Consider the following 19,425-nt stretch of genomic DNA (forward strand, 5'->3'; position numbering starts at 1 on the left):
ATCGTTATTATTCGAGGAGATCGAGTGTGAAAATCATCAGCCTTTGAGGCTGTCCAGGTCTTCCACATTGATGGTGTCCAGATTACGGAACATCACCACCAGAATCGCCAGTCCGATCGCCGATTCAGCGGCGGCTACCGTCAGGATGAAGAAAACGAAGATCTGCCCGGCCGCGTCGCCCAGGTAATGCGAAAACGCGATGAAATTCATGTTCACCGCCAGCAGCATCAATTCGATGGCCATCAGCAGTACGATGATGTTCTTGCGGTTCAGGAAAATCCCGACGATCGAGATCGCGAACAGGATCGCGCCCAGGATCAGGTAGTGTGCGAGCGATAGTGTCATGGTGCCTCCTTAACTTCTGCAGCCGGCGCAGGGCGCTCGACCACCGCATCCATCTTGACGATTTTCAGGCGGTCGTTGCGGCGTACGCGTACCGCGTCGCCCGGTTGGAAATACTTGGTGTCCTTGCGCTTGCGCAGTGTCAGCGCGACGGCCGCGACGATCGCCACCAGCAATACCACCGCCGCGATTTCAAACGCGTAGACGTATTTGGTGTAGATCAGCATGCCCAGTTCCTTGGTGCCGCCGATATTGCCGCCAGCGGCGGCGCGCGGTTCGAATTCCAGGAAACCGCGCCACAGCACCGCCGCCATTTCCAGCACGATGACGACGCCGACGCAGGCCGCCAGCGGCAGGTAGCCCCAGAAACCTTCGCGCATCTTGTCTGTATTTATATCCAACATCATGACCACGAACAGGAACAGCACCATCACGGCGCCCACGTAGACCAGTACCAGCACGATGGCCAGGAATTCAGCTTGCAGCAGCATCCAGATGCCGGCGGCGGAAAAGAACGACAGCACCAGGAACAGCACGGCGTGAACCGGGTTGCGGGCCGTGATTACGCGGGTCGCGGCCAGGATCAGCACCACCGAGAATGCGTAAAACAGAAAAGTTTTAAAGTCCATAAAAAACCCAATAGACGTACAGATGAACGACAGTTGCGCCGCGGTCTACACCGCGGCGCAGCGGTCAGCGATAAGGTGCGTCGACAGCGCGCGCGGCGGCGATTTCGTTTTCATAACGATCGCCCACGGCCAGCAACATCTCTTTCGTGTAATACAGGTCGCCGCGTTTTTCGCCGTGGTATTCCAGCACGTGGGTCTCGACGATCGAATCGACCGGGCAAGACTCTTCGCAGAAACCGCAGAAGATGCACTTGGTCAGATCGATGTCGTAGCGGGTGGTACGGCGCGAACCGTCGTCGCGCTGTTCCGATTCGATCGTGATGGCCATCGCCGGGCACACCGCTTCGCACAATTTGCAGGCGATGCAGCGCTCTTCCCCGTTCGGGTAGCGGCGCAGCGCGTGCAAGCCGCGGAAGCGTGGCGAGATCGGCGTTTTCTCTTCCGGGAATTGCACCGTAATCTTGCGGGAAAACATGTATTTCCCTGTCAGGGCCATGCCCTTGATCAACTCGCCCAATAACAGGCTGCTGAAAAAATCTTTTACCTTGTCCATTCTATCGCTCTCTTACTTCCAAATATTCCAGGATGTCTGCATCCAGATAGCGACGATAACCAGGTAGGCCAGCGTCAACGGGATAAACACTTTCCAGCCCAGTCGCATGATCTGGTCATAACGGTAGCGTGGGAAAGTACCGCGCACCCAGATGAACACCGACACGATCAGGAAGGTTTTTGCAAACAGCCAGAAGAAGCCGCCGAAACCGCCCCAGAATTCGAGGAACTTGAATGGCGCGGCCCAGCCGCCGAGGAACATGATCGAACCCAGCGCGCCGATCAGTATCATGTTGGCGTATTCGGCCAGCATGAACATGGCATAGGCCATGCCCGAGTACTCGACCATGTGGCCGGCGACGATTTCCGATTCGCCTTCGACGACGTCGAACGGATGGCGGTTGGTTTCAGCCAGGCCCGAGGTCAGGTAGATCACGAACAGCGGCAGCAATGGCAGCCAGTTCCACGACAGCAGGCTGGCGCCATGGTCGGCGAAGTAACCCTTGCCCTGGCCGGCGACGATATCGATGAAGTTCAGCGAACCGGACACCATCAGCACCACCACCAGCACGAAACCCATCGGGATTTCGTAGGAAATCATTTGCGCCGAGGCGCGCATCGCCCCCATGAACGAGTACTTCGAGTTCGAGGCCCAGCCGGCGATGATGATGCCGTAGACTTCCAGCGAAGTGATCGCCAGCAACAGCAGCAAGCCGGCATTGACGTTAGCCAATACCGCTTCCGGACCGAACGGCACCACCGACCAGGCGGCCAGCGCCGGCATAATGGTCATGATCGGACCCAGCACGAACAAACCCTTGCTCGACTTGGCTGGAACGATGATTTCCTTCAACAGCAATTTCAGCGCATCGGCGATCGGCTGCAGCAAGCCCAGCGGGCCGACCCGGTTCGGGCCGACGCGGATCTGGATCCAGCCGATCAGCTTGCGTTCCCACAAGGTGGCGTAAGCTACCAGGCCCATCAACGGCAGCAGCACGCAGACGATCTTGATCATGGTCCAGATCAGCGGCCACACCGGCGCCAGGAAGCTGCTCGCGCCGGCTTGGTTGATGACGGTAACGAATTCAGGCAGAGCCATCAGATATTCCCCTCTGCTTTTTCAACGGTGATGGCGCCAAACATGCCACCCAGGGTCGACGTCGAGACATGCGCCGCCGCTACCCGCACCACATTGGCCGGCAAGCCGGCATGAATCGACGCCACCAGGATCGCGCTGCCGGAGCCTTGCGATACCTTGACTTTGTCGCCCGATTTGACATTAATCCGTTGCGCCAGGGCGGCTGGCAAGTGGGCCAGCGGAGCGGCGCCGTCGACCGTGCGCTGCAGCGGTTCGGAGCGGCGCACCAGTGCGTCGGCGAAATAGATCGGCACGTCGGCCAGGCGTTCCAGCGCAGCGGAAGGCGCGGCGTAGCCGGCGGCTTGCAACGAGGCCTTGGCAACGTTGTTCAACTGCTGCGACAGGTCGGTGGTGCCGGCGCCGAACGCTTCGTCGCGGACCGCTTCCGAAGTGTCGTAGTCGAAACCGCTCAAGCCGAGGATGTTGCCCAATACGCGCAACACTTTCCAGGCCGGGCGGGTTTCAGCCAACGGCTTGACGGTGCCGTTGAAACTTTGCAGGCGGCCTTCGCAATTGACGAAGGAACCCGAGGTTTCAGCGAACGGCGCGACCGGCAGCAATACGTCGGCGTAATCCATGCCGTGCTTGAACGACGACATGACCACCACCATCTCGGCCTGTTTCAGGGCGGCGCTGGCGGCTTGCGGGTTGGCGCTGTCGAGTTCCGGCTCGGCGTGCAGCAGCAGGTACGCTTTTTTCGGCGCGCTGAATGCCGGCGCGGCGTGTTTCGCGGTGGCCTTGACCAGGTGCGCGCCGACGGTGTTGGCGGCTTCGGTCAGGTAGCCCAGCTTGGCGCCGGTCTGTTCGGCGATCCACTGTGCGGCGGCGTGCAATTGCGACGCTTGCGGGTGTTGCGTTGCCGCGTTACCCAGCAAGACCGCGCCATGGTCGCCGGCCATCAGGCTGGCGGCGATCGCGATGGCCGTGTCGGAAGCGGCAATCGCTTCGAAACCGGCTGGTACGGCAATTTCTTTCGCTTGCGCCACTGCCACGACCACTTCCGACAAGGCCGCCAGCCAGTCGCCCGGCGCGACGATCAGCTTGTTGGCCACGTTGATCAATTGATCGTCGTCGGACGCGTGCAGGATCGACAGCTTGGCGCCGCCCTTGACGGACGCGCGCAAACGGGTCGCCAGCAATGGATGGTCCTTGCGCAGGAACGAGCCGATGACGAAGGCGCGCTTGATTTGCGCGAATTCGGTGATCGGCATGCCCAGCCACGGCGTGACTTGACCGTCCAGCGCGAAGTCGGTTTGACGCAGGCGGAAATCGATGTTGTCGCTGCCGATGCCGCTGGTCAGTTTTTTCAGCAATACCAGTTCTTCGACGGTCGAATGCGGCGTCGCCAGTGCGGCGATGGCGTCGGCGCCATGTTCATGCTTGATGTTTTTCAAGCCGTGGGCCACGTATTCGAGCGCGGTTTGCCAATCGACTTCTTTCCACTCGTTGCCTTGTTTCAGCATCGGCGAGGTCAGGCGTTCGGCACTGTCCAGCGCTTCGTACGAGAAACGGTCCTTGTCGGAAATCCAGCACTCGTTGACGTCTTCGTTTTCCAGCGGCAGTACGCGCTTGACCTTGCCAGCCTTGACTTGCACGATCAGGTTCGCGCCCAGGCCGTCATGCGGGCTGACCGATTTGCGGCGCGACAATTCCCAGGTACGGGCGCTGTAGCGGAACGGTTTCGAGGTCAGTGCGCCGACCGGGCACAGGTCGATCATATTGCCCGACAGTTCGGAATCGACCGATTGGCCGACAAACGAGACGATTTCGGAATGTTCGCCGCGGCCGATCATGCCCAGCTCCATCACGCCGGCCACTTCCTGGCCAAAACGTACGCAACGGGTGCACTGGATGCAACGGGCCATCTCTTGCATCGACACCAGCGGACCGGCTTCCTTCGGCTTGACGACGCGCTTGTCTTCCTTGTAGCGCGATTCGCCGCTGCCGTAGCCGACCGCCAGATCCTGCAATTGGCACTCGCCGCCCTGATCGCAGATAGGGCAATCGAGCGGGTGGTTAATCAACAGGAATTCCATTACCGACTTTTGCGCCTGCACCGCCTTGTCGCTGGCGGAGCGCACGATCATGCCGGCGCTGACCGGGGTCGCGCAAGCTGGCAAAGGCTTGGGCGCCTTTTCCACTTCGACCAGGCACATGCGGCAGTTCGCTGCGATCGACAATTTCTTGTGATAGCAGAAGTGCGGAATGTAAGTTCCCAATTTGTTGGCGGCGTCCATCACCATGCTGCCAGCAGGGACTTCGACTTTTTTGCCGTCTATTTCGATTTCAACCATGGATCGTTACCTGACGCGCTTAAATGTAGGCGGGCACCAAGCAATGCTTGTGCTCGATGTGATATTCAAATTCTTCACGGAAATTCTTGATGAAGGCCCGTACCGGCATCGCCGCGGCATCGCCCAGCGCGCAAATGGTGCGGCCCTGGATGTTGTCGGCAACCGAGTTGAGCATGTCGAGATCTTCCGGACGACCCTGGCCCTGTTCGATGCGATGCACCATGCGGTACATCCAGCCGGTGCCTTCACGGCACGGCGTGCACTGGCCGCACGATTCTTCGAAGTAGAAGTACGACAGGCGCTCCAGCGCCTTGACCATGCAGCGCGTCTCGTCCATCACGATGACGGCGCCCGAACCGAGCATCGAGCCCGCCTTGGCGATCGAATCGTAATCGAGATCGGTTTGCATCATGATGTCGCCGCGCACCACCGGTGCGGACGAACCGCCAGGGATGACTGCCTTGATCTTCTTGCCGCCACGCATTCCGCCCGCCAATTCCAGCAACTTGGCGAATGGCGTACCGAGCGGCACTTCGTAATTGCCCGGCAATTCGACGTCGCCGGAAATCGAGAAAATCTTCGAACCGCCATTGTTCGGCTTGCCCATCGCCAGGTATTTCTCCGGACCGATGTTCAGCACGAATGGCACGGCCGCGAAGGTTTCCGTGTTGTTGATGGTGGTCGGCTTGCCGTACAGGCCGAACGACGCCGGGAAAGGCGGCTTGAAGCGCGGCTGGCCTTTTTTGCCTTCCAGCGATTCCAGCAAGGCGGTTTCTTCACCGCAAATGTACGCGCCGTAACCGTGATGCGCGTGCAGCTGGAACGAGAATTCGCTGCCCATGATCTTGTCGCCCAGGAAACCGGCGGCGCGCGCCTCTTCCAGCGCTTCCTCGAAGCGCAGGTATTCCTGGAAAATTTCGCCGTGGATATAGTTATAGCCGACGGTGATGCCCATCGCATACGCGCCGATGGCCATGCCTTCGATCAGCGCATGCGGATTGTAGCGAATGATGTCGCGGTCCTTGAAAGTGCCCGGTTCGCCTTCATCTGTATTGCAGACGAGGTATTTTTGACCCGGGAACTGGCGCGGCATGAAGCTCCACTTCAAGCCGGTCGGAAAACCCGCGCCGCCGCGGCCGCGCAGCGACGAGGCTTTCAAGTCGGCGATGATTTGTTCCGGCGTAATTTTTTCTTCCAGGATACGACGCAGCGCCGTGTAGCCGCCGCGGTTGACGTAGTCCTGCAAGTGCCAGTTCTTGCCGTCCAGGTCCTTCAGGATCAATGGATCGATGTGACGATTATGCAGCGATGTCATTTCTTGAGTTCCTCCAACATGGCATCGATCTTGTCGTTCGACATCCAGCTGCACATGGTTTTATTACTGACCAACAACACCGGCGCATCGCCGCACGCGCCCATGCACTCGCCTTCGACCAGCGTGAACTGGCCGTCGGCGGTGGTTTCGCGGAAATCGATACCCAGCTTCTGCTTCAGGTATTCGGCCGCGCGCACGCCGCCCGACAAGGCGCATGGCAAGTTGGTGCACACGGTGATCTTGTGCTTGCCGACCGGCTTGACGTTGTACATATTGTAGAACGTGGCAACTTCCTGCACGGCAATCGCCGGCATGCCGATATAGTCGGCCAGTTCTTTCATGGTTTCCGGCGACAGCCAGCCCAGTTCATCCTGGGCGTGGGCCAGCGCGGCCATCACGGCCGACTGGCGCTGGTCGGCCGGATACTTGGCCAACTCGCGGTCGATTTTTTTGTATGACTGCTCTGATAACAACATGTTTATGCCTCTAAGGACTTATCTGTCGATTTCGCCAAAGACGATATCTTGTGTACCAATGATAGTAACGGCGTCGGCCAGCATGTGCCCGCGCGCCATTTCATCGAGCGCTTGCAGGTGCGGATAACCAGGCGCACGGATTTTCATGCGGTAAGGCTTGTTGGCGCCATCGGAAACCAGGTAGATGCCGAACTCGCCTTTCGGATGTTCCACCGCGCTGTACGCTTCGCCTGGCGGCACGTGGAAGCCTTCGGTAAACAACTTGAAATGGTGAATCAGCGATTCCATGTTGGTCTTCATGTCGACCCGTCCCGGCGGCGCAACCTTGCGGTTATCGGTCATCACCGGACCATTGTTGTTACGCAGCCATTCAACGCATTGCTTGATGATGCGGTTCGACTGGCGCATCTCTTCGACGCGCACCAGGTAGCGGTCGTAGCAATCGCCGTTGGTGCCGACAGGAATGTCGAAATCCATCAGGTCGTACACTTCGTAGGGCTGCTTCTTGCGCAAATCCCAGGCGATGCCGGAACCGCGCAGCATGGCGCCGGTAAAGCCCATCGCCAGCGCATCTTCCGGCGCCACCACGCCGACGCCGACGGTACGCTGTTTCCAGATACGGTTGTCGGTCAGCAGCGTTTCGTATTCGTCGACATAGGTCGGGAAACGGCGCGTGAAGTCTTCGATGAAGTCGAGCAGGGAACCCTGGCGGTTTTCATTGAGCTTGTCGATCGCCTTGGCGTTGCGTACCAGCGAAGCCTTGTGTTTCGGCATCGCGTCCGGCAAGTCGCGGTACACGCCGCCCGGACGGTAGTAGGCCGCGTGCATGCGCGCGCCGGATACCGCTTCGTAGCAGTCGAGCAAGTCTTCGCGGTCGCGGAAGGCGTACAGGAACGGGCCCATCGCACCGACGTCGAGCGCATGCGCGCCCAGCCACATCAGGTGGTTCAGCAAGCGCGTGATTTCATCGAACATGACGCGGATGTACTGGGCGCGCAGCGGCACTTCCAGGTTCAGCAGCTTTTCGATCGCCATCACATACGCGTGTTCGTTACACATCATCGACACATAGTCGAGACGGTCCATATACGGCACGGATTGCAGATAGGTTTTTTGCTCGGCCAGTTTTTCGGTGGCGCGGTGCAGCAAGCCGATATGCGGATCGGCGCGCTGTATCACTTCGCCGTCCATCTCCAGCACCAGGCGCAACACGCCGTGGGCGGCCGGATGCTGGGGACCAAAGTTGAGGGTGTAATTCTTAATTTCAGCCATTATTTCATCCCGTAATGTTCTTCGCGGATCACGCGCGGCACGTTTTCACGCGGGTCGATCGTCACAGGCTGGTAAATCACGCGTTTCTGTTCAGGGTCGTAGCGCATTTCGACATAGCCCGACACCGGGAAGTCCTTGCGGAACGGATGGCCGATGAAACCGTAGTCGGTCAGCAGGCGGCGCAAGTCGTTGTGGCCTTCAAACAGGATGCCCAGCAAGTCGAACGCTTCGCGCTCGTACCAGTTGGCGGTGCGCCACAGGCCCATCACCGACGGCAGCAACGGCATGTCGTCGTCCGGCGCGAAAGCGCGCACGCGCACGCGCCAGTTGTGTTTTACGGACAGCAAATGCGAAACGGCCGCAAAACGCAGCCCATCCCATGCACCTTCGCCATAATTGAGGTAATCGACGCCGCACAGGTCGATCATTTGATCGAACGCCAGGCTCGGGTCGTCGCGCAGCGTTTGCATCACGCTGAAATAATCGTCGGCTTTGACGACGAGGGTGATTTCGCCCAGCGCCACCGTGGTGACGACGCGCTCGCCGAGGCGCGCGGCCAGGGCGTTTTGCAGTACTTCTAAATGTGTAGTCATAATCTGAAGCGGCCCGGTTAGCGTGCGATCGTGCTGGTACGCTTGATCTTGTTTTGCAACTGCAAAATACCGTACAGCAACGCTTCCGCCGTCGGCGGGCAGCCTGGCACGTACACGTCGACCGGGACGATGCGGTCGCAGCCGCGCACCACGGAATAGGAGTAGTGATAATAGCCGCCGCCGTTGGCGCAGGAACCCATCGAGATGACCCAGCGCGGCTCGGCCATCTGATCGTAAACCTTGCGCAAGGCAGGCGCCATTTTGTTGCACAGCGTGCCTGCCACGATCATCACGTCGGACTGACGCGGCGACGGACGGAACACGACGCCAAAACGGTCCAGATCGTAACGGGCTGCGCCCGCGTGCATCATTTCTACCGCACAGCATGCCAAACCGAACGTCATCGGGAACATCGACCCGGTACGCGCCCAGTTGATCAGCTTGTCGGCCGAGGTGGTGATGAAACCTTCGCTTAATACGCCTTCAATAGCCATGGCTTATTCCCAATCAAGGGCACCTTTCTTCCAAATGTACCAAAATCCGACCACGAATTCCGCGATGAACACCATCATCGTCACGAAACCGGACCAGCCCAGGTCACGCATCGACACGCCCCATGGGAAAAAGAATGCCGTTTCCAGATCGAACAAAATAAAAAGGATAGCGACCAGATAGTAACGCACGTCAAATTTCATGCGTGCGTCTTCGAATGCCTCAAAGCCACATTCGTAAGGGGAGAGTTTTGCGGCGTCAGGCTTGTTGGGGCCTAACAGACGCCCCAGGACTTGGGGCACGATACCTACGCCGATGCCGACGAGGATGAACAACAGGACGGGGAAGTAATTTTCGAGGTTCACGGTTGATGAGCTTATGTTGAACGTTCGGTTAAATGAGGACGCCGCGGTGTTTTGCGGCGTACTTAACGTTACGATCCCAATCAAAGCTTAGACCAGGATCAAACGACAATTATCCTCGTAAAAAAGCCAGCTTAGGCGCAGCCCATGCTGGCTTCTGATTTCTGGTGCCGACGACGAGACTCGAACTCGTACAGCTTTCGCCACTACCCCCTCAAGATAGCGTGTCTACCAATTTCACCACGTCGGCGGTAAGGCCCGTATTCTACTCCGTTTTGGACAGCTTGTTAATGCAGAATTGCGCCAAAACAATAAGAAAACGGATAAAACTTTACTTCTTTTTCACTCTGTTCGAGATTTTTTGCTGCAACTGCAAAAACAATGAGCAAGCCGCAGCGGTAATGAGAATTACTTCGGAATCTGACCCGCTGGCGCACTGGCCGCCGGCGCAACCGAAGCCGCCGGAGTTGCCGCCGCCGGCGCGGCAGGAGCCGCTGGCGTGGCGGTCGGGATCGCGCCGGCGCCGCTCACTGGCGCTGGGGCAACTACCTTGTCCATCACGCCGGCATTGACGTTGCTGGAGTGCTGATTGGCCAGCAGCGACAGGCCGAGGGTCGCGGCAAAGAAAATCGCCGCCGCCACGCCGGTCGACTTCGACATGAAGTTGGATGAACCGGTGGCGCCGAATAAACTGCCCGACGCGCCCGAACCAAATGCCGCACCCATATCAGCGCCTTTGCCGTGTTGCAGCAAAACCAGCGCAATGATACTCAAAGCCGACACAACCTGCACAACCACAATCAGATTAAACAACATGCTTATTCCATTCTCAGTTTAAATTAATTCAATCGGCGGCGTGTACTATCGCCAGAAATTCCGCCGCCTTCAATGCCGCCCCGCCGATCAAACCGCCATCGATATCCGGCATCGCCATCAATTCTTTCGCGTTGTCCGGCTTCATGCTGCCGCCGTACAAAATCTGTACGCCAACCGCCGCTACCGCATTCTTTTGGACCACCAGTGCGCGCACCATGGCGTGCACTTCCTGCGCCATGTCCGGCGTCGCGGTCTGGCCGGTGCCGATGGCCCATACCGGCTCGTAAGCCAGCACGATCTTCGCCACATCCGACACCTCGATCGCCGCCAGCAGCGCGCCGACCTGGGCTTGCACTACCGCCCCGGTCTGGCCCGCCTCGCGCTGGGCCAGCGTCTCGCCGAAACAGACGATGGGCGTCAATCCCGCCGCCAGCGCCACCACGGCTTTTTGCGCCACCAGTTCGTCGCTTTCCGCATGATACGCGCGGCGCTCCGAATGCCCGACGATCACGTAGCGGCTGCCAAAATCGCGCAACATGCCGCCCGCCACTTCGCCGGTGTAGGCGCCGCCGGCATGCAGCGACAGATCCTGTCCGCCCCACGCCACCGGCGAGCCCGTCAATTCGGCCTGACACTGCGCCAGGTACGGCGCAGGCACGCACACCGCCGCTGCCGCGCCCGTTGTCTTCAAGCCAGCCACTATCGCCGGCAGCAGCACCGAATTCATGGCGCGGCTCCCGTTCATCTTCCAGTTTCCAACAACGAGTTTTCGACGCATAGTAGCCTAATTCCTAATAACCCATCATTTTAACGCGCTGTGACAACACTGGTCAAACGCAGATGGGCAGTCTAGGCTAAAAGGCAATAAATCGTTGCCTATGGCGCAGACTGGTTAATTATTCATCTTTTTCCGCTCAACACACCTGCAGCATGATTTTGCCGGTATGCGCGCTGCTTTCCATCAGCGCATGCGCCTCGGCAGCTTGCTCCAATGGGAAAGTTTGATAAATCACCGGCTTGATCTTGCGCGCCTCCAGCAACGGCCAGACCACGGCTTTTAATTGCGCGGCGATGGCGGCCTTGAAGGCCACCGGACGGGGCCGCAGCGTGGACCCGCTGATGCTCAGGCGGCGGCGCAGGATCTGGCCCAGTTCAAGCTGCGCCTTGGCGCCGCCCAGCAAGGCGATCAAGCCGATGCGGCCATCGTCGGCCAGGCAATTGATTTCGCGCGATACATAATCGCCGCCCACCATATCCAGGATCACGTCGACCCCACGGCCATCGGTCAATTGCTGGACCACGGCCGTAAAATCCTGGTCGCGGTAATTGATGCCGCGCTCGGCGCCCAATGCTTCGCAGGCACGCGCCTTGGTGTCGCTGCCGGCGGTGGCGAATACCCGATGTCCCAGCGCCGCGGCCAGCTGGATCGCGGTCACGCCGATACCCGACGTGCCGCCCTGCACCAGCAAGGTTTCGCCGGCGGCCAGGCGGCAACGGTCGAATACATTGCTCCACACGGTAAACAAATTTTCAGGCAGCGAGGCCGCCTCCAGCGCCGACCAGCCGGCCGGCAGCGGCAGGCACTGGCCGGCCGGCGCGGCGCAATATTCGGCGTAGCCGCCGCCCTGCACCAGCGCGCAGACCAGCTCGCCTTGTTTGAATGACGTGCCGGACAGGTCGCCGCCGACGATTTCGCCCGCCACTTCCAGGCCCGGAATGTCGGAAGCGCCCGGCGGCGGCGCGTATTGCCCCAGCCGCTGGAATACGTCGGGCCGGTTGATGCCCGCCGCATGCACCTTGATCAGCACTTCGCCCGGCTGCCATACCGGCATGGCACGCTCGGCAAGTTTCAAGACATCGGACGCTCCGGGCCGGCTGATTTCAATAACGCGCATGGGATCGTTAAATAAACGGAAAAATAGATTGTACGCCAAGCAGCCCCACCCTGCCTGGCCTTCCTGCAATCAGCGCGCCGGCATCAGCCGCCGCCGGTTTTCGACCTGGCGGGCAACGGCGTGCCAGGCTTCCACCCGGCCGACAGCGCCTGCCCTTCCTCGATCTGTTCCTGGGTCATCTTGCGCACCACCACCGCGCGCTGCTCGACCGCATTGGCCGAGCCGTTGGCCGCCGCCAGGTTCCACAGCATATAGGCGATCACCACATCCTGCGGCATGCCGCCGATATGGTAGCGGTACATCAGGCCCAGCACTTGCTGCGCTTCGGCATGGCCTTGCTCGGCCGCCTTGCGGAACCAGACCACCGCCTGCTTGTGATCCTGGATCACCGCATTGCCGGTGTAATACATGGCGCCGACCACATATTGCGCATCGGCCTTGCCTTGCACGGCGGCCTTGCGGTGCCAGTTCATGGCCTGTTTGTAATCTTGCGGCACGCCACGGCCCATGTAATACATCAAGCCCATCAAATGTTCGGCGTCGGCATTGCCGGCCTTGGCCAATGGCAAGATTTCGCGGTAAGCCACGGCGTAGTTTTTATTATTGTAGGCGGTTGCCCCTTCGGCGAAACCTGCCTGCGCGGCCTGTTGCAGGCCGCATGCGAATATGATCGCTAGAATTATTTTTTTCATGTCGCGTAAGAAAATGGAAAACGGTCAGACTGCAAGTCCATCCTGAAAACAGGACGCCATTTACTTCCAGCTCACTTTACCCAGGCCATCGACACTGACGTCGCGGTTGGCCGGCTTGCCATAGACCGTGACCGAGCCAAGGCCGCTCAGGTTCAGCCTGGCGTTCGTGCGCGCAGTGACGGTCGCGTTGCCCAGGCCGCTCAATTCGAGATCCACCGCATCGGCCTGGAATTGCTGCGCATTCAAGCCGCCCAGCCCGCCCAGCGTCGCGCTCAGTTTCTTGCCGCGCCCGCCCAGCGTAACATAGCCGGCGCCCTGCAAATCGAGGTCCACATTATTGTTTTCGCTGACCCAGATATTCATGCTGCCGACGCCGCCGAGACTGGCCTTGACCTTTTTGTAGTCGGCCACGATCTTCATCGAACCGGCACCCTCCAGCGACAAGGTCAGGTCGTCGCCGGTGAAGCCGCTGATATCGGTGCTGCCGACGCCATCCGACGTCACTTCGCGCAAGGCCGGCAAGACCAGCTCGGCGCGCACCGAGGAACGAGCGACTTTACCGGAACCGCTCTCGGTATCGATATGCAAGGTATCGCCGCTTTGGGCGCTGGTCACTTTGCCGGTGTAGCGCTTGTCGATGACGATGACCAGCGATGGCGTGCTGCCCTGGCGCAGGCGCAGGTCGATCATGCCGTCGAGCTTGACGCGCACCACCCGCGCATCGATGGTGCGCGTATCGCCCGAGACTTCCTCGGCGCATGCGGTACGCGCCACAACAAAGGCGGTCGCAAACATCAAGGCAAGCTGGAGTGTCTTTTTCATATGAATTCCTTGGTATATTGTTCTTTTTAGCCAGCGGCTACCGTAACAATGGAGTGTATCCCGAAGCAATTATTCATCCTATAATTTTTCTGTTTTGCTGCGGCCAAAGACCGATTTTGGCATGCCATCACTATACTAAGCGCCCTGGCAAGACTGAGTCGAATTGCGACGAACCGCCATTTTGGCGCGCCAGCCTGACGGATTCGGGGAATCAAGAGAGAACCATGAAGGCGGGAGCCGCCAAGTGGCTGCGGCAAGATGACGATGCGCTAATCGCGCGGGAATCCGGGCCAGCCGATATGGCGCTTGCCCCCTGGACCAGTCTTGCTGGGGGGCAAGCTCATCGAAGGTGCTTCATTTCGGCGTCATTTTGGCGCGCAAATCACGCAACACGGGCGATACGCCGCCGGTCAGTTCAATTTTGAATGCGGCATAAGCCCGTTCCAGGTCGCTGAATTGACGCAAGGTGCCCTCGGTAAAATAATATCCTCCGGGTATCTCCCCCCCATTCCAGCGGCGCGGCCAGCGTTCCCGCCAAAGCCTGGCCGATCAAACTGCCCAGGGAACGGTGCAAGCTGGCGGCTTCCGCATCCGTTTGTCCATAACGCGCCAGCAATTGATCCAGCTCGCTGGCGCAGGTCTTTAACAATGCCTGATCCATTACACCTCCCTAATTTTCTATCGTGCCGATCAATACCGGACTGGACCACAAGCGCCGGTTGGGCAACAGGTGTTGCCGCGCACCGCCGGCATGCCGCACCAGGCCGCCCAATTCCTCGGTCGGCGCGACCACGCTGATGAAGACCTTGACCGTGCCATTCGGCGTGATCTGATAGATATCATACAGCTCGGCCTCGCTTTTCAGGGGCAAGCCAAAGCACTCGGCCAGCGTCGGACAATTGGCGGCAGCCTCCTCCAGCTCCAGGCTGGTGGTGAAGTACGGCGAATACGGCGACACGCCCTGGCCGTGCGGCACGATCTTGACCAGCGGCGCGCTGCTGGGCGCCAAAACTGGCAAGGTGGAGCCGGCCGCCAGTTGCTCGGCCGCGCGGGTATAGATGACGTCGGCGCTGGCGCCCGGGTCGGCGCTGCCCAATTCTGCCAGGAATTGCCGGCCCTCGTCGCCCGCCAGATACGCATCGATGACCTGGCGCTCCAGTCCCAGCGTCCTGAACGTGCTGAGGTCGTTGATTTCCGCGGCATGGGCGGTGCGCAGCGCGGCCTGGTCCCGGGCCACAGCGGCTACTTCCGGCGGCCCGGCATCGGCTTGCGCCGACACCGGGCCGGACAAGCCCATCAACAGAGCCAAGGCCAGCAATAATCTATGCGACATATTCAAGCTCCCCTTGTGAGTTTTAATATGGAAGAGAGTGATTTCCCTTACCGCTACCGACTCTACAAGGGGATTTTTACCGCGCCACCGCCTGCATCAAACCGATGCATGGCGTTCGCTTCAAAGATGCCGTCGTTTAGGAATACATCAAATAACAGGCATAAAAAAAACCGCCAGGCTCACGCTCTGGCGGTTTTTATCAGCACTGACCCGGCATTACTGGGCTGCCGGCGCTTCGTTGCCTTCAGCTGCCTTCATCGACAGTTTCAAACGGCCGCGGTCGTCTGTTTCCAGTACTTTGACGCGCACCAGCTGGCCCTCTTTCAGGTAATCGGCGACCGCGTTGACGCGCTCGTTGGCGATTTGGCTGATGTGCAGCAAGCCGTCCTTGCCTGGCATGACTTGCACGATGGCGCCGAAGTCCAGCAATTTCAGCACGGTGCCTTCGTAGGTCTTGCCCACTTCGACCGAGGCGGTCAATTCTTCGATGCGGCGCTTGGCTTCCTGGCCGGCGGCGGCGTCGACCGACGCGATGGTGACCACGCCTTCGTCGCTGATGTCGATCTGGGTGCCGGTTTCTTCGGTCAGCGCGCGAATCACGGCGCCGCCCTTGCCGATCACGTCACGGATTTTTTCCGGATTGATCTTGATGGTGATCAGGCGCGGCGCGAAATCGGACAGTTCGGTTTTAACATGCGGCATGGCTTTTTGCATTTCGCCCAGGATGTGCTCGCGGCCTTCCTTGGCTTGCGCCAGCGCCACTTGCATGATTTCCTTGGTGATGCCCATGATCTTGATATCCATCTGCAATGCAGTGATACCCGTCGACGTGCCGGCAACCTTGAAGTCCATGTCGCCCAGGTGATCTTCATCGCCCAGGATGTCGGACAACACGGCGAACTTGCCGCCTTCCTTGATCAAGCCCATCGCGATACCGGCAACGTGCGATTTCATCGGCACGCCGGCATCCATCAGCGCCAGACAGCCGCCGCAGACCGACGCCATCGACGAAGAACCGTTCGATTCGGTGATTTCCGATACCAGGCGTACCGAGTAGCTGAAATCTTCCGGCGCCGGCAAGGCGGCCAGCAAGGCGCGCTTGGCCAGGCGGCCGTGACCGATTTCGCGGCGTTTCGGGGTACCGACGCGGCCGGTTTCGCCGGTGGCGAACGGAGGCATGTTGTAATGCAGCATGAAGCTGTCGGTGAACTCGCCCATCAGCGCATCGATCTTCTGGCTGTCGCGCGCGGTGCCCAGCGTGGCCACCACCAACGCCTGGGTTTCGCCACGGGTGAACAAGGCCGAACCGTGAGTACGCGGCAAGACGCTGGTGCGGATCGCGATCGGACGCACGGTGCGGGTGTCGCGGCCGTCGATGCGCGGTTCGCCGTCGAGGATTTGCGAACGGACGATCTTCGCTTCGATATCGAACAGGATGTTGTTCACTTCGGCGGCGTCGATCGCGGCGGCGCCGGCGGTCGCGGCTTCAGCCGACAAATCGGCCAGCACCTCGGCGGTCGCGGTTTTCAGCTTTGCGGTACGCTCTTGCTTATCCTTGGTTTGATAAGCGTCGCGGATTTTGACGTCGGCGAAATGCGCCACGCGCGCGATCAGCGCTTCATTCTTCGGCGCAGGCGCCCATTCGACTTCAGGCTTGCCGCCGTCGCGCACCAGGTCGTGGATGGCGTCGATGACAACCTTCATCTGGTCGTGGCCGAATACCACCGCGCCCAGCATGATTTCTTCCGACAATTGCTGGGCTTCCGATTCCACCATCAGCACGGCGGTTTCGGTACCGGCGACCACCAGGTCCATTTGCGACGTCTTCAGTTGCTGAACCGTCGGGTTCAAGATGTACTGGCCATTGGCGTAACCGACGCGGGCGGCGCCGATCGGGCCATTGAATGGCACGCCGGAAACGCACAACGCGGCCGAAGCGCCGATCATGGCGGCGATATCCGGATCGATTTCAGGGTTGACCGACAACACGTGTATGATGACTTGCACTTCATTCAGGTAGCCCTCTGGGAACAGAGGACGGATAGGACGGTCGATCAGGCGGGATGTCAGTGTTTCTTTTTCCGAAGGACGGCCTTCGCGTTTGAAAAAACCGCCCGGGATTTTACCGGCAGCATAGGTTTTTTCAACGTAATCAACGGTCAACGGGAAGAAGTCCTGGCCAGGCTTGGCGTCTTTGCGCGCCACGACCGTTGCCAGGATGACGGTATCTTCGATCGATACCAGCACTGCGCCGGATGCCTGGCGAGCGATTTCGCCGGTTTCCAGGGTCACTTGATGTTGGCCGTATTGGAAGGTTTTCGTAACTTTATTAAACATGGGTAATCCCTTTCTATTTGCCGACAGATTTTCAGGGGCTGTCGTTCACCTCACCACAGGCAATATAAGTACTGCCTTACTGCTGATTTACTGCAAAAAAACAAAATCCAAATGACAAAATGCCCGCGTCAGCGAACTGGCGCAGGCATTTCTGTATAAACCGTGTGACGCAAAAATTACTTGCGCAGACCGAGTTTAGCGATCAGGTCGCGATAACGGGTAGCGTCTTTAGCCTTCAGGTACGACAACAGGCTCTTGCGACGGTTGACCATCATGATCAGGCCGCGGCGGGAGTGGTGATCTTTCGAGTGGGCTTTGAAGTGGCCGTTCAGTTCGTTGATACGAGCTGTCAGCAAAGCAACTTGCACTTCTGGGGAGCCGGTGTCGTTTTGACCACGTGCGTTGTCCGCGATGATAGCGGCTTTGTTGATGTTTTCTACTGTCATGATAAACCTTTCACATGCGGTGCAAAGAGAATCAACCCAAGGCACCGTGAACTACGATTAAAAAAACTGGTCACTAAAGACCAGACCCCGGAGTATATCGGAAAAAAGGTGCGCTGTACCCTGTCGTGCGGGCTTTTGTTTGGTGCATCATATGATTTTCATGCTTTTAAGGGTGTTTCCGTGAAAACCATACAAAAAATAACAACACTTTTACTGGCGCTGGGCTTGAGCGCCTGCGCCAGCTGGCGTACGCCGCCGCCAATGCCGGGCCAAGCGCGCGCCGCCGTCGAAGCCCGGCTGGGGCGGCCAACCGCGATCTACCAGCTGGCCAGCGGACCGGAACTGGAATACGCCACCGGCCCCTACGGCCAATTCACGTATATGGCGAAATTCGGCCCGGACCAGCGCCTGATCTCATACGAGCAAGTACTCGATACCCCCGGCTTTGCTCAAGTCAAGATCGGCATTTCAAACGAGCAAGATGTGCTGCATACCCTGGGCCGGCCGACCGAAACTTCCTACCTGCCGCTGACCAGGCTGCATGTCTGGTCTTACCGCTACAAGGAATCCGGCGCATGGGATTCGATGATGCACGTCCATTTCGACGATGCCGGCATCGTGCGCATGATGCTGAACGGCCCGGATCCGGACCGCGACACGCGCGACCATTTCCGCTAAAGTGTACAGAGTCCGGGAAGGCCGGGGCAGCGAGCAACGCAGTTCCGCAAGCGTGCCGCGCTGCTCTTATTTTTCAGTCTGAATGATGCTGACCGGCTTGCCTTTCGCCAGCCGCCACAGATAAACCGCATAACCGGACAAGCCATACACGACAAAAATCGGGAACAGCACTTTCGGCGGATCGATCGATACCAGCGCGAACGCCAATGCCAGCAGGAACACCACGATGAACGGCACCGACTTGCGGAAATTGACATCCTTGAAGCTGTAGAATGGCACATTGGTGACCATGGTCAGGCCGGCGAACAGCGCGATCGCCCACGACACCCACGCCAACTGGTTGCCGGACACTTGCAGGTCGTTCATCATCAAGATGAAACCGGCCACCATCGCCGCCGCCGCCGGGCTCGGCAAGCCCTGGAAGAAGCGCTTGTCGACCACTTCGATATTGGTATTAAAACGGGCCAGGCGCAAGGCGCCGCCGGCGCAATACACGAACGCCGCCAGCCAGCCCAGCTTGCCGAGGCCGCGCAACGACCATTCGTAAATCACCAGCGCCGGCGCGGCGCCGAACGACACCATGTCCGACAGGCTGTCGTACTGGGCGCCGAATTCGCTTTGGGTATTGGTCAGGCGGGCGATGCGGCCATCCAGGCCGTCGAGGATCATGGCGATGAAAATCGCCCACGCCGCGTGTTCGAATTTCTGGTTCATCGCCATGACGATGGCGTAAAACCCGCAAAACAATGCCGCTGTCGTGAATGCATTGGGCAACAAATAGATACCGCGACGGCGCAAGGTTTTCTTGCCAGCCACATCCACGCCCGGCTGCAGCGCGAATTTACTGAAGCGGGAAGCTTTTGCTACCGATGGTGTTCCATTCTTGGCCCGACGGCGGGGAAAGTTTGCCATATGTTTCCATTTCTATTTACTGCGGTCTG

The 19,425-nt window shown here is 59.2% G+C and carries 22 protein-coding genes and 1 tRNA gene; 1 reads left to right on the forward strand and 22 read right to left on the reverse strand.

All coding sequences use genetic code 11. The features are described 5' to 3' along the window. Positions 1-36: 36 nt before the first annotated feature. The 21 genes from nuoK to rpsO all read right to left on the reverse strand — a co-directional run bounded on the left by nuoK (position 37) and on the right by rpsO (position 17,806). Positions 37-345, reverse strand: coding sequence for an NADH-quinone oxidoreductase subunit NuoK (gene nuoK, locus GJA_RS15460; RefSeq protein WP_038493781.1), 309 nt, complete (start codon positions 343-345; stop codon positions 37-39). Then, positions 342-971, reverse strand: coding sequence for an NADH-quinone oxidoreductase subunit J (locus GJA_RS15465; RefSeq protein ID WP_038493784.1), 630 nt, complete (start codon positions 969-971; stop codon positions 342-344). The genes nuoK and GJA_RS15465 overlap by 4 nt, the downstream gene beginning before the upstream one ends. 64 nt (positions 972-1,035) lie before the next feature. Next, a complete protein-coding gene (gene nuoI / locus GJA_RS15470) occupies positions 1,036-1,524 on the reverse strand; it encodes an NADH-quinone oxidoreductase subunit NuoI (RefSeq protein ID WP_038493787.1) in 489 nt (162 codons plus the stop codon). A 12-nt stretch (positions 1,525-1,536) separates the two neighbouring features. Next, positions 1,537-2,622, reverse strand: a complete 1,086-nt coding sequence (nuoH, locus tag GJA_RS15475) for an NADH-quinone oxidoreductase subunit NuoH (RefSeq protein ID WP_038493789.1) — start codon at positions 2,620-2,622, stop codon at positions 1,537-1,539. Continuing rightward, on the reverse strand, positions 2,622-4,955 hold the full coding sequence (gene nuoG, locus GJA_RS15480; RefSeq protein WP_038493792.1) for an NADH-quinone oxidoreductase subunit NuoG: 2,334 nt from the start codon (positions 4,953-4,955) through the stop codon (positions 2,622-2,624). Before nuoG ends, nuoH begins: the two co-directional genes overlap by 1 nt. 19 nt (positions 4,956-4,974) lie before the next feature. Then, entirely contained in the window at positions 4,975-6,270 is a 1,296-nt protein-coding gene (nuoF, locus tag GJA_RS15485) for an NADH-quinone oxidoreductase subunit NuoF (protein WP_038493794.1), read from the reverse strand. After that, positions 6,267-6,746, reverse strand: coding sequence for an NADH-quinone oxidoreductase subunit NuoE (gene nuoE, locus GJA_RS15490; protein ID WP_038493797.1), 480 nt, complete (start codon positions 6,744-6,746; stop codon positions 6,267-6,269). Before nuoE ends, nuoF begins: the two co-directional genes overlap by 4 nt. Positions 6,747-6,764: 18 nt before the next feature. After that, positions 6,765-8,018, reverse strand: a complete 1,254-nt coding sequence (locus GJA_RS15495; RefSeq protein WP_038493800.1) for an NADH-quinone oxidoreductase subunit D — start codon at positions 8,016-8,018, stop codon at positions 6,765-6,767. Beyond that, positions 8,018-8,611, reverse strand: a complete 594-nt coding sequence (locus GJA_RS15500; protein WP_038493803.1) for an NADH-quinone oxidoreductase subunit C — start codon at positions 8,609-8,611, stop codon at positions 8,018-8,020. Before GJA_RS15500 ends, GJA_RS15495 begins: the two co-directional genes overlap by 1 nt. A gap of 17 nt (positions 8,612-8,628) precedes the next feature. Beyond that, complete coding sequence (locus GJA_RS15505) at positions 8,629-9,105, reverse strand: NuoB/complex I 20 kDa subunit family protein (protein WP_038493806.1); 477 nt, start codon at positions 9,103-9,105, stop codon at positions 8,629-8,631. Positions 9,106-9,108: 3 nt separating this feature from the next. Beyond that, entirely contained in the window at positions 9,109-9,468 is a 360-nt protein-coding gene (locus GJA_RS15510) for an NADH-quinone oxidoreductase subunit A (protein WP_038493809.1), read from the reverse strand. A gap of 162 nt (positions 9,469-9,630) precedes the next feature. Next, positions 9,631-9,715 (reverse strand) — tRNA-Leu (locus tag GJA_RS15515). Between the two features lie 158 nt (positions 9,716-9,873). Continuing rightward, entirely contained in the window at positions 9,874-10,287 is a 414-nt protein-coding gene (gene secG / locus GJA_RS15520; protein WP_038493813.1) for a preprotein translocase subunit SecG, read from the reverse strand. Positions 10,288-10,309: 22 nt separating this feature from the next. Further along, positions 10,310-11,059, reverse strand: a complete 750-nt coding sequence (gene tpiA / locus GJA_RS15525; RefSeq protein ID WP_081905440.1) for a triose-phosphate isomerase — start codon at positions 11,057-11,059, stop codon at positions 10,310-10,312. Between the two features lie 136 nt (positions 11,060-11,195). Next, a complete protein-coding gene (locus tag GJA_RS15530) occupies positions 11,196-12,176 on the reverse strand; it encodes an NAD(P)H-quinone oxidoreductase (protein ID WP_038500017.1) in 981 nt (326 codons plus the stop codon). An 83-nt stretch (positions 12,177-12,259) separates the two neighbouring features. After that, positions 12,260-12,868: a tetratricopeptide repeat protein gene (locus tag GJA_RS15535; protein WP_038493819.1), complete on the reverse strand. Its 609-nt coding sequence runs from the start codon at positions 12,866-12,868 to the stop codon at positions 12,260-12,262. A gap of 60 nt (positions 12,869-12,928) precedes the next feature. Beyond that, positions 12,929-13,690: a GIN domain-containing protein gene (locus GJA_RS15540; protein ID WP_038493822.1), complete on the reverse strand. Its 762-nt coding sequence runs from the start codon at positions 13,688-13,690 to the stop codon at positions 12,929-12,931. Positions 13,691-14,105: 415 nt separating this feature from the next. Beyond that, a complete protein-coding gene (locus tag GJA_RS27405) occupies positions 14,106-14,351 on the reverse strand; it encodes a hypothetical protein (RefSeq protein ID WP_144241557.1) in 246 nt (81 codons plus the stop codon). Positions 14,352-14,360: 9 nt separating this feature from the next. Beyond that, positions 14,361-15,023: a hypothetical protein gene (locus tag GJA_RS15550; RefSeq protein WP_144241558.1), complete on the reverse strand. Its 663-nt coding sequence runs from the start codon at positions 15,021-15,023 to the stop codon at positions 14,361-14,363. A 216-nt stretch (positions 15,024-15,239) separates the two neighbouring features. Continuing rightward, positions 15,240-17,360 (reverse strand): polyribonucleotide nucleotidyltransferase, encoded by a 2,121-nt coding sequence (pnp, locus tag GJA_RS15555; protein ID WP_038493825.1) that lies wholly within the window; start codon positions 17,358-17,360, stop codon positions 15,240-15,242. A gap of 176 nt (positions 17,361-17,536) precedes the next feature. Then, a complete protein-coding gene (gene rpsO, locus GJA_RS15560; protein ID WP_010399743.1) occupies positions 17,537-17,806 on the reverse strand; it encodes a 30S ribosomal protein S15 in 270 nt (89 codons plus the stop codon). 180 nt (positions 17,807-17,986) lie between these two features. Here rpsO and bamE point away from each other — a divergent pair, with 180 nt between their 5' ends. Continuing rightward, positions 17,987-18,484 (forward strand): outer membrane protein assembly factor BamE domain-containing protein, encoded by a 498-nt coding sequence (bamE, locus tag GJA_RS15565; protein WP_081905441.1) that lies wholly within the window; start codon positions 17,987-17,989, stop codon positions 18,482-18,484. A gap of 66 nt (positions 18,485-18,550) precedes the next feature. Here bamE and pssA read toward each other — a convergent pair whose 3' ends face one another. Beyond that, the gene (gene pssA, locus GJA_RS15570; RefSeq protein ID WP_038493830.1) at positions 18,551-19,396 is read right to left on the reverse strand and encodes a CDP-diacylglycerol--serine O-phosphatidyltransferase; all 846 of its coding nucleotides are present in this window, start codon (positions 19,394-19,396) and stop codon (positions 18,551-18,553) included. Positions 19,397-19,425 lie beyond the last annotated feature (29 nt).

The sequence above is a fragment of the Janthinobacterium agaricidamnosum NBRC 102515 = DSM 9628 genome (genome assembly GCF_000723165.1).
GTDB classification, from domain to species: Bacteria; Pseudomonadota; Gammaproteobacteria; order Burkholderiales; family Burkholderiaceae_D; genus Janthinobacterium; species Janthinobacterium agaricidamnosum.

What these genes read in the sequence shown, in the direction of transcription:
- nuoK (WP_038493781.1), bottom strand. Translation starts at nt 345, where the DNA reads ATGACACTATCGCTCGCACACTACCTGATCCTGGGCGCGATCCTGTTC.
- GJA_RS15465 (WP_038493784.1), bottom strand. Translation starts at nt 971, where the DNA reads ATGGACTTTAAAACTTTTCTGTTTTACGCATTCTCGGTGGTGCTGATC.
- nuoI (WP_038493787.1), bottom strand. Translation starts at nt 1,524, where the DNA reads ATGGACAAGGTAAAAGATTTTTTCAGCAGCCTGTTATTGGGCGAGTTG.
- nuoH (WP_038493789.1), bottom strand. Translation starts at nt 2,622, where the DNA reads ATGGCTCTGCCTGAATTCGTTACCGTCATCAACCAAGCCGGCGCGAGC.
- nuoG (WP_038493792.1), bottom strand. Translation starts at nt 4,955, where the DNA reads ATGGTTGAAATCGAAATAGACGGCAAAAAAGTCGAAGTCCCTGCTGGC.
- nuoF (WP_038493794.1), bottom strand. Translation starts at nt 6,270, where the DNA reads ATGACATCGCTGCATAATCGTCACATCGATCCATTGATCCTGAAGGAC.
- nuoE (WP_038493797.1), bottom strand. Translation starts at nt 6,746, where the DNA reads ATGTTGTTATCAGAGCAGTCATACAAAAAAATCGACCGCGAGTTGGCC.
- GJA_RS15495 (WP_038493800.1), bottom strand. Translation starts at nt 8,018, where the DNA reads ATGGCTGAAATTAAGAATTACACCCTCAACTTTGGTCCCCAGCATCCG.
- GJA_RS15500 (WP_038493803.1), bottom strand. Translation starts at nt 8,611, where the DNA reads ATGACTACACATTTAGAAGTACTGCAAAACGCCCTGGCCGCGCGCCTC.
- GJA_RS15505 (WP_038493806.1), bottom strand. Translation starts at nt 9,105, where the DNA reads ATGGCTATTGAAGGCGTATTAAGCGAAGGTTTCATCACCACCTCGGCC.
- tpiA (WP_081905440.1), bottom strand. Translation starts at nt 11,059, where the DNA reads ATGCGTCGAAAACTCGTTGTTGGAAACTGGAAGATGAACGGGAGCCGC.
- GJA_RS15530 (WP_038500017.1), bottom strand. Translation starts at nt 12,176, where the DNA reads ATGCGCGTTATTGAAATCAGCCGGCCCGGAGCGTCCGATGTCTTGAAA.
- GJA_RS15535 (WP_038493819.1), bottom strand. Translation starts at nt 12,868, where the DNA reads ATGAAAAAAATAATTCTAGCGATCATATTCGCATGCGGCCTGCAACAG.
- GJA_RS15540 (WP_038493822.1), bottom strand. Translation starts at nt 13,690, where the DNA reads ATGAAAAAGACACTCCAGCTTGCCTTGATGTTTGCGACCGCCTTTGTT.
- GJA_RS27405 (WP_144241557.1), bottom strand. Translation starts at nt 14,351, where the DNA reads ATGGATCAGGCATTGTTAAAGACCTGCGCCAGCGAGCTGGATCAATTG.
- GJA_RS15550 (WP_144241558.1), bottom strand. Translation starts at nt 15,023, where the DNA reads ATGTCGCATAGATTATTGCTGGCCTTGGCTCTGTTGATGGGCTTGTCC.
- pnp (WP_038493825.1), bottom strand. Translation starts at nt 17,360, where the DNA reads ATGTTTAATAAAGTTACGAAAACCTTCCAATACGGCCAACATCAAGTG.
- rpsO (WP_010399743.1), bottom strand. Translation starts at nt 17,806, where the DNA reads ATGACAGTAGAAAACATCAACAAAGCCGCTATCATCGCGGACAACGCA.
- pssA (WP_038493830.1), bottom strand. Translation starts at nt 19,396, where the DNA reads ATGGCAAACTTTCCCCGCCGTCGGGCCAAGAATGGAACACCATCGGTA.